At 32.4% G+C, this 8,705-nt stretch carries 6 protein-coding genes and 4 pseudogenes; 7 read left to right on the forward strand and 3 right to left on the reverse strand.

Annotation, left to right across the window (positions count from 1 at the left end):
* Positions 1-539 precede the first annotated feature (539 nt).
* Positions 540-1,154, forward strand: a complete 615-nt coding sequence (locus tag GO684_RS04645; RefSeq protein WP_175939323.1) for a 50S ribosomal protein L25/general stress protein Ctc — start codon at positions 540-542, stop codon at positions 1,152-1,154.
* Complete coding sequence (gene pth / locus GO684_RS04650; RefSeq protein WP_175939325.1) at positions 1,154-1,702, forward strand: aminoacyl-tRNA hydrolase; 549 nt, start codon at positions 1,154-1,156, stop codon at positions 1,700-1,702. Before GO684_RS04645 ends, pth begins: the two co-directional genes overlap by 1 nt.
* A 532-nt stretch (positions 1,703-2,234) precedes the next feature.
* Here the strand turns inward: pth and GO684_RS06085 are convergent.
* Positions 2,235-2,531 (reverse strand): annotated as a pseudogene (locus GO684_RS06085) (transposase); the annotation flags it as partial.
* A gap of 49 nt (positions 2,532-2,580) precedes the next feature.
* On the opposite strand from GO684_RS06085, the pseudogene GO684_RS06090 reads away from it, so the two are divergent.
* The 4 genes and pseudogenes from GO684_RS06090 (at position 2,581) to rnc (ending at position 5,746) form a co-directional block, all read left to right on the forward strand.
* Positions 2,581-3,398, forward strand: a pseudogene (locus GO684_RS06090) (transposase).
* A 609-nt stretch (positions 3,399-4,007) separates the two neighbouring features.
* On the forward strand, positions 4,008-4,187 hold the full coding sequence (locus GO684_RS05385) for a hypothetical protein (protein ID WP_246228235.1): 180 nt from the start codon (positions 4,008-4,010) through the stop codon (positions 4,185-4,187).
* 35 nt (positions 4,188-4,222) lie between these two features.
* A complete protein-coding gene (locus tag GO684_RS05825; RefSeq protein WP_369408530.1) occupies positions 4,223-4,297 on the forward strand; it encodes a hypothetical protein in 75 nt (24 codons plus the stop codon).
* 729 nt (positions 4,298-5,026) lie between these two features.
* The gene (rnc, locus tag GO684_RS04670) at positions 5,027-5,746 is read left to right on the forward strand and encodes a ribonuclease III (RefSeq protein ID WP_175939334.1); all 720 of its coding nucleotides are present in this window, start codon (positions 5,027-5,029) and stop codon (positions 5,744-5,746) included.
* 291 nt (positions 5,747-6,037) lie between these two features.
* Here rnc and GO684_RS05390 read toward each other — a convergent pair.
* Positions 6,038-6,519 (reverse strand): annotated as a pseudogene (locus GO684_RS05390) (transposase); the annotation flags it as partial.
* Between the two features lie 49 nt (positions 6,520-6,568).
* On the opposite strand from GO684_RS05390, the pseudogene GO684_RS05395 reads away from it, so the two are divergent.
* Positions 6,569-6,887: pseudogene (locus GO684_RS05395) on the forward strand (transposase); the annotation flags it as partial.
* Between the two features lie 34 nt (positions 6,888-6,921).
* On the opposite strand, the gene GO684_RS04680 reads toward GO684_RS05395, so the two are convergent.
* Positions 6,922-8,454 (reverse strand): secretion system protein, encoded by a 1,533-nt coding sequence (locus tag GO684_RS04680; RefSeq protein ID WP_175939333.1) that lies wholly within the window; start codon positions 8,452-8,454, stop codon positions 6,922-6,924.
* Positions 8,455-8,705 lie beyond the last annotated feature (251 nt).

The following is an 8,705-nucleotide window of genomic DNA, read 5'->3' on the forward strand; positions in this document are numbered from 1 at the left end:
CCGAGTTCAATCCTAACTTGAGAGACTTTAGTTATATATAAAACAGAACATTTTGCGCAATAAAGTCTATAACACAATTGCTTTATTTGAGAGCGCTTTGTATAAATTTATTACCTCTCTTTCTCACTCCGCAATTAAACAACTCTGTAATGTAACTTATCTAACCAACTAACAATGAGAATTGGTATTACTTTAGCATGGCTTTTTTCATTATTATCTATCCGTTCCTTACACAGTGGTAATTGGTATTAGGTAAAATTTTTTCTTTTTTATTTGTGCTCATAAAATTTCTAATAATGTTTACTATATTCTATAATATATTAAGATTATTAATAGTTATCGGATGCTAGGGAAATAATAAAGCATAAGCCTTTGGGATGCAGTATTATATGCTCCTATACTTGCTTCCAGAAACAAGTTTTAAAAGAATTCTAGTTTATTCTCTCACCCGATACAGAAAAATGATGTTTGAAATAGATATTTTTGTGTTATGTTATTACTGAACCATACTAAAAGGATTAGCTGAATAGGAGTAATCAATGACGCAACAAGAAATGATAACAATTAATGCAGAATTACGTAATGTAACAAAAACAAAAGCAATACATTTTCTAAGAAAAAAAGGGGACATACCTGCAGTCATATATGGCAAAGGACATAATAATATGAATTTAACATTGTCTGCAAAGGAATTCACGAAACAATATAAATTAGGCTTCCTTTCCGCACATGTGATAGAACTTAATATCTCAGGCAAAAAAGAATATGCCCTCATTCGTGATATTCAATGGCATGTAGTGAAAGATACTATACAACATGTTGATTTTCAATTTGTTGACAAAGGTAGTGAAATTAAAATAGATATACCTCTATCGTTTGTGAATGAAAGCAAATGTCCAGGGATTAAACTGGGTGGAGTGCTCAATGTTTTATGCCGCTCTATCACTATTAAATGCTCTCCTGGCAAAATACCTCGGGCTATAGAAGTAGATTTATCGGGTAAAATGATTGGCCAGTCTGTACACATAAGTGACGTAAAATTGCCAGAAGGTATTAAACTTGCAGCACATGAAGAAGAAAACTTTACCGTTGTCACAATTTCAGCTGCCAACAGCGGCATTGAGGAACCTCAAGTAAAAACAACAGAGGAATAGTGCATCTAATAGTTGGGCTTGGTAATCCCGGTAACCAATATGAACTGACTTATCACAACATTGGTTTTATCGTTGTTAATGCAATTTGCAAACATTGGAATTTTCAGTCATTCTCTAAGAGAGAAGATTACCTAATAACCTCTGGCGTAATTAATGATAATAAAATTATGTTAGTGAAGCCTTATTCGTTTATGAATAATTCAGGCATTCCTGTTGCAAGGATACGAAACTTTTACAAATTTTCGCTAGGCGATGTTACTGTTATACATGATGACGTTGATCTAGAACTTGGCAGAATAAAAATAAAGAAGGGTGGCAGTTCTGCTGGACATAATGGACTTAAATCTATAGATAGCTTTATTGGTAATGATTATTGGCGCTTGAGATTTGGGATAGGCAGACCAGATGGTCAAAGAAATCTATCAGATTACGTGTTATCAAAATTTTCTAATCTTGATAATATCATTCCCTTAGTAGAAAAAATAGCGCAAAACATACACTTAACGCTGCAAAGAGACAATACAGCTTTTATCAACTCAATTATATGATATTACAAGATTGTTTTGTATAACTTAAATAACACTTTATTATATCTGGTTCGTTTCAAATATAAATACTCCCATCTAATTAAAGTCTTAATTATTATTAATATTATATTAATAAAAAACTTAATAATAACTCCCAGTAATATACAAATTAACATGTCCATAATTCTGTATGATAGAGGAAACAGAAGAGTATTTTCTTAGAAAGATGAACACAAGAAATAAAGCTAAGTTTAGGGGAATTTAGAGATCTCAACCATATGCTAGATTTTTTTTAATACTGTAAGAAGAGAGAAAGAATGAGCAAAACTAGATAAAACTACGCAATTAGAGCAACTGAAGAATTAACTAAGAGATTAGTTGGTTTAGAAGTAACCCTTGATACACATAATCAAGATGAGCGCATCCCTTTATATATTGCAATTTGGAAGGGCAATATCAAAGTTGCAGAACTACTATTGGTAAAGTACGGTACAAGCGTTAATGGTAACACCAATTCTTGCTGTTAGTAGATCAAATAAGTAACATTGCAGAGTTATTTAGTTGCAGAGTGAGAAAGAGAGGTAGTAATTTTGCATAAGGTGCTCTCAAGCAAAGTAATTTTATTATAGACTTTATTACGCAAAATGCTCTGTTTTATATATAACTAAAGCCTCCCAAATAGGATTGAGCTCGGGTGAGTATGGTGGTAGGTGTATAATCTCGATATTTTTAAGTACCTTTAAATTTTTTGATTTATGCAACTAGCATAATCCATGATAAGAAAAGCTTCCTGTGTCCTTAAATATTGTAACATTTATTCAAGAAATATATTCATACAGTCAGTGTTAACATTAATGGAAAGGAAGCCATACTGAAGTAAGCAAAATAGCAAGTTTTAAATGGAGTTGAAATCAAAATTATTTGATGAAAAAGTCTTGGAACCAGCAAAAGAAATGCTAAAGAAGGTGCAAAATAATACACATGTTGCAAAAAACTAAATGCTATAATTACAACAAAAAAGCACAGTATAACAGCCGTAGTAAAAATATATTGCATTTTAAGAACAGCACTAACTGCATGGATAAAGCACCAAAATTTGGAAGGGAAGAAAAATTGTTTACTCCACCCTAACGTCGTAGAAGAACTAGATTGAATCAGAGTCAATTTGAACAAGTTGAAGTATGGATACAAGAAAACCCTAATATTACCATTAAAGAAATGAGAACAAGAATCAAGGAAAAATTTGGTTCAAGTGTCAGCAGGCTTACAGTACACTATAATATGTAAAAGTGGTTTTAAAAGGGCATTAGAATACAGGCTAAAGTAAAATTAGGTAGACAAAAATTTTCGTCTCTAGCACAGTAATTCTAGAAATAGAGAGAGTTCTAATTTATTTGCACCGAACATCAACACTGATTGTATTAATATATTTCTTGAACAAATATTGCGATATTCAAGAACACAAGAAGCCTTTCTTGTCATGAATTGTACTATTTGATATAAATTAAGAAATTTAAAGATACTTAAAAATATCGAGATTATATACCTACTACAATACTTACCAGAGCTCAATCCTATTTGATGGACTTTAGTTATATATAAAACAGAACATTTTGTGCAATAAAGTCTATAATAAAATTACTTTGCTTGAGAGCGCCTTCTCTCTTTCTCACTCTGCACTAAACAACTCTGCAATGTTACTTATTTAACCTACTAACAGTAAAAATTGGCACTAGGTGCTTTATTTATAATGTAACATATTTTTGCCACAGCCGTTATACTGTGCTTTTAGTTTTTTGTAACATATGTGTTATTTCACATTTCCTTCAGCATTTCTTTTGCTGGTTTCAAAACTTTTTCATCAAATAATTTTGATTTTAACGCTATTTAAAACTTGTTATTTTACTTACTTCAGTATGCTTCTTTTCCATTATTGTCTATCTGTTCCTTGTACAGTGGGAATTGGTATTAGTTTGCCCAAAGTATCTTCTATTGTACATTCAACAAGAGTTTTTTGACTAATGGGCTAGACATACTCCCTTTCTATATTTCTTGATTATGCCCACGAACAATTTAATATAGTCTATTTGTTAAGCAGATGAACTATAAGCAAATAAGGGGAAATAATAACAATAATAAACTTCATGAGGAGAGTTTATTCATAATTCATAAGTAGAATCACTGAAAACGTCTTCTTTTAAAATTACGGTTATACTCTGCGTTTCGTGGTAGAAAATAAGCTTAAGGTAAGTCTTGTGTTTTACAAGAGTTATACTGCGCAATTTACTGTTTTTGCTGCTGCCTGAAATTGTCCACCTTAGCGATCATGATGTTGAAAAAGATATCCTGCAGAAAAACCATAGAACTACCAGAATCTTTAAGTGTGAACCACTTTAGCAATAAATTTAGGAGCTATGTTGGTCTTGCTACAGGCTTTAACAAGAATACGGAAGTTATCAGGTCCATGCTTTCATTTGGTTTTGGATTTATTGAAGCCGGTACTTAACTAATCATCCTCAATACGGAAACGTAAAGCCTAGAATTTTTCGGTTAATTAAAGATCAAGGAGTAATAAACAGATTGGAATTCAATAACAAAGGAGTGGTTATTTTTTAAGCAAACAAGTAAAATCAAGCTTGATGACTGCATTTTGGGCATAAATATAAGAAAAAATAGTGCATCAAAGGCCAAGTTAGTAATTATGTTAATTTAATAAAGATGGTGCATGGGAAAAGTAGTTATATAGTGCTAAACATCCCCTCTCCGAACACACCTAATTCACACAATTTGCACAATAGGCAAGAATTATTAGAGTTGTTAAAATCCATAGCTCTAACCAGAAAATCAGTTGATAATTCCGAATCTGTTCCAATAATGTTAAAAAATTTTCAGACATAGACCAGCAAACAAAGGAAGATATTGCTGAGCTTGCATTGGAGTATAAGATCGATGGCTTAACAATAAGTAACACTACAGTCAGTCAAGATAATTTACATTCTCACATAATGAAAGTGGTAGGTTAAGCGACAGACCATTGTTCAAGCTTTCAACAGAGTTGCTGAGTGACATGCACAAACTCACTCAAAGCAAGGCAAGATATTATTGATAGGACGCAGAGACATTGCAAGCAGTATTGATGCATATAAAAAATAAAGGCAGGGGCATCGCTCTCATATATCACGGGCCTCGAGTTGTGAATAAAATCGACCTGGAACTTGCAAAGCTAGCAAGGGAAAGATGGACCGAATAAAATTACAGATTCTAGAAGCTTGTTTTAATAGAATAAAACTGATTTTTTTAGTATTAAAGATATGATGGAAGATGTTTCCTTTTAAAACGACAAGCATGGAAGACTTGAACAACACTATATCTAAGATCATTAACTATAGATTTAAAAATGATGCGATATTAGCGGAAGCATTAACTCATCCAAGCTTAAATAAAAGAAATAGCAAAAATCAAATCGAAAATTACGAAAGGCTAGAATTTTTAGGCGATAGTATTTTGAATATGATTGTATCTGCTATACTATTTAGACTATTTCCCGAAGAAAAAGAAGGGGCGTTGGCAAGAAGAAAAACGGATCTAGTTTGCGGTAATACCATTGCTAATGTTGCTAAAGAAATAAAATTGGGCAACTTTATCATCATGAATAATAGTGAACGTTGTAATGGAGGAAGATGTAACTTAAAAAACTCAGAAAATGCACTTGAAGCACTAATAGGTGCGATTTATATTGATGGCGGATTTGCAAATGTTGAAAAGTTTGTTACCAAACATTGGGAAGAGCTAGCTAAAGGCATGCTCAGTCCCCCTCAAGATCCTAAAACCTCATTGCAAGAGTGGACCCAAAAAAATAAATTACCCTTACCAGAGTATGAACTTGTGAAACAAACTGGACCAGCACACAGTCCTGAATTTACTATATCAATTTGCATAGGAAATTACGGTGAGGTTTTTGCATGTGCTTCTAGCAAAAAGGTTGCTGAACAAAAAGCTGCTGAATTAATGTTAGAAAAGATTAACAATAGTGAAAAGGTAACTAACACCAATTCTCATTGTTAGTGGGTCAACAAGTGACATTGCAGAGTGCTTAATTGCGGAGTGGGAAGAGAGGAAGCAATAAATTTATAGAAAGCGCTCTCAAGTGAAGGAATTGTATCATAGACTTTATTGCACAAAATGTTCCGCTTTATATATAACTAAAGTCTCTCAAATAGGACTGAGCTCGGGTGAGCATGGTGGTAGGTATATAATCTCGATATTTTTAGGTACCTTTAAATTTTTTAAATTATATCAACTAACATAATCTATGATAAGAAAGGCTTCTAGTGTTCTTAAATATTGTGACATTTAATCGAGAAATATATTCATATAACTAGTGTTACATTCGGTGCAAATAAGCTAGAACTCTCTCCATTTCTATGATTAACCGCACTGTAGAGACAAAAATTTTGTCTACCTAATTTTACTTTAACCTATGTTCTAACGCCCTTTTTAAACCACCAGTATTCAACTTTCTAATGAAAGAAAAATAACTCTTGTTCAGATACTTATTAATATTCTCATTAAGTCTTTTTTAAACTCCCTTGTTTTTCTATGACATTAGAAAGTAAACAATTTTTCTTCTTTTCTAAATTTCAGGTGCTTTATTTATGCAGTTAATGCTGTTCTTGAAATGCAACATATTTTTGTTACGGCTGTTATACTGTGCTTTTTTGCTGCAATTACAGCATTTAGTTTTTTTGCAACATATGCGTCATTTTGCACTTCCTTCAGCATTTCCTCTGCTGATTATGCGACTTTTTTTTACCCAATAACTTTGATTTCAACGCCATTTTAATCTCGCTATTTTACTTACTTCAGTATGGCTTCCTTTCCATTAATGTTAACACTGACTGTATGAATATATTTCTTGAATAAATGTTACAATATTTAAGGACACAGGAAGCTTTTCTTATCATGGATTATGCTAGTTGCATAAATCAAAAAATTTAAAGGTACTTAAAAATATCGAGATTATACACCTACCACCATACTCACCCGAGCTCAATCCTATTGAGAGACTTTAGTTATATATAAAACAGAACATTTTGCGCAATAAAGCCTATGACACAATTCCTTTACTTAAGAGCGCTTTCTGCAAATTTATTACTTCTCTCTTTCCCACTCCGCAATTAAACAACTTTGCAATGTCACTTATTGACTTATTAACAATGAGAGCTGGTACTAGCAACGATTCAGCGTATATACAAATTCTTATCTTTTTTATCCAACAAACCAAATGTTGGCACAATTGTTGCTTTTAAAAAGATGACAGTTTCTACTGTTCTCGTGTTGTTTGCTAATCTTTTTGACTTCTTACTTAACATAGCTTTAAAGCTTTGCTTATCTTCTCTATGCTCTATAAGCCCGCCAATTACCATAATTTCACCACTCTTAACCTTTAACATAGAGTTCATTTCTCTAATTTCAATAATTGGAATATCGCTATTCAATTTTGTTTTACTCTGCTGTGCAATATACTCTATATTCGGATCTTTAGTGTAGCCGTTGATTCTTGATAAAGTTGGGTGTATATCCATGAATATTTCACTAGTATCAACATTAATGCTTGGATGAATTATTAACACGACACCTATTGGCACGCTATTCATTCTTGTCACTAAGACCTGATTTGAATTTTTAACATTTTTTTGTGTTTCAGAAGTAAAATAAACGTGATTTTTAGTGAATGAAATCATTGCCTGCTGATTATTTATGGCATGTACTCTTGGACTTGAAATTACAGTTGAAGTGCCAAATTTGTCTAAACTTTTTACTAAATTCCCTAGATCACTTGCATCAAAACCTGCCGCAAGATTAATAACAGAATTCTCTTGATTCACCACAAGCTTATTTCCATTGTGTACATCATTTAAGTTAATACCAGAAAGGTATTTGTCGTCTAACATAACCTCAACTATCTTTGCTTCTATTCTCACCTGAGAAGACGCCAATTGTCTAACCTTATTAATATATTCTTTAACAGCTTTATGAGTGTTTTTCCTAGCATTTAAAATAATAACACCTGTTTCTCTGTTGGGTGAAAGAAATTCCCCATCATCTACCCCGTTAACGTCCATTATTGCATTAAGACCTTTTTCCAATGAATTCCATAAATCACTGCTATATTGAGACTTCATAACGCTATTGTAATCTTTATCAACTTTGCTTCCATCACCGTTAGTAATATTGTTATTAACAACAAAACTACTCTGAGCAGAATGTTGAATATTAACGAAGTCTACGTAATAATTTTGTGCGTATGGTAAATCCTGCTCAATTCTAATTACACCATTACTTGTTGAATAACGCAGTTTAGCACTATCAGCTATACTCTGGATTACTTCGTTTATATTTTTATCTTTTAGCTTTAAAATGATATTACCTGATATTTTGGGGTCTATATCCAAGTTAATATCAGAGAGCTTTCCTATCTCAATCAGTAAATCCTTTACTTGCACTTCTTCACCAATATTAATGGAAATAAGTTGACTATTGTCTGTAATGTCAGGAAACTCTACAGGCAAAGGCACAATTTCTGGTACCGCTGGTTCGTCGCCTTCTGAAAGGGAGATTCCATTTTTACATCGCTGCAACGAATAGCCGTGTTCACTTATATTATAACAATCTTCACCTTCTATTTCAGCAAAGCTTTTATCATATCCTTGAGTAGGTAGGCACACACAAAAAATGATAAAAAGAAGCATCAAGTATTTTAAAATAGCCATTGGGAAAAGCATACAAAACCATCCTAATAGATTCCTATAAAAATATTAAAAATACATTTAATTTTGTTTTCAACCGGGTAGCAGTAACGCTAAATACTAAAACCGTGATCTTAGTTTTTTCGAACTTGCCTGTTTTTGTTCAAGACAATACTAATTCTCACTGTACAGGGAACGGATAGACAATAATGGAAAAGAAGCTATACTGAAGTAAGTAAAACAGTAAGATTTAAATGGCGGTAAAATCAAAATTA

The sequence above is a fragment of the Wolbachia endosymbiont of Litomosoides brasiliensis genome (genome assembly GCF_013366805.1).
Taxonomy (GTDB): domain Bacteria; phylum Pseudomonadota; class Alphaproteobacteria; order Rickettsiales; family Anaplasmataceae; genus Wolbachia.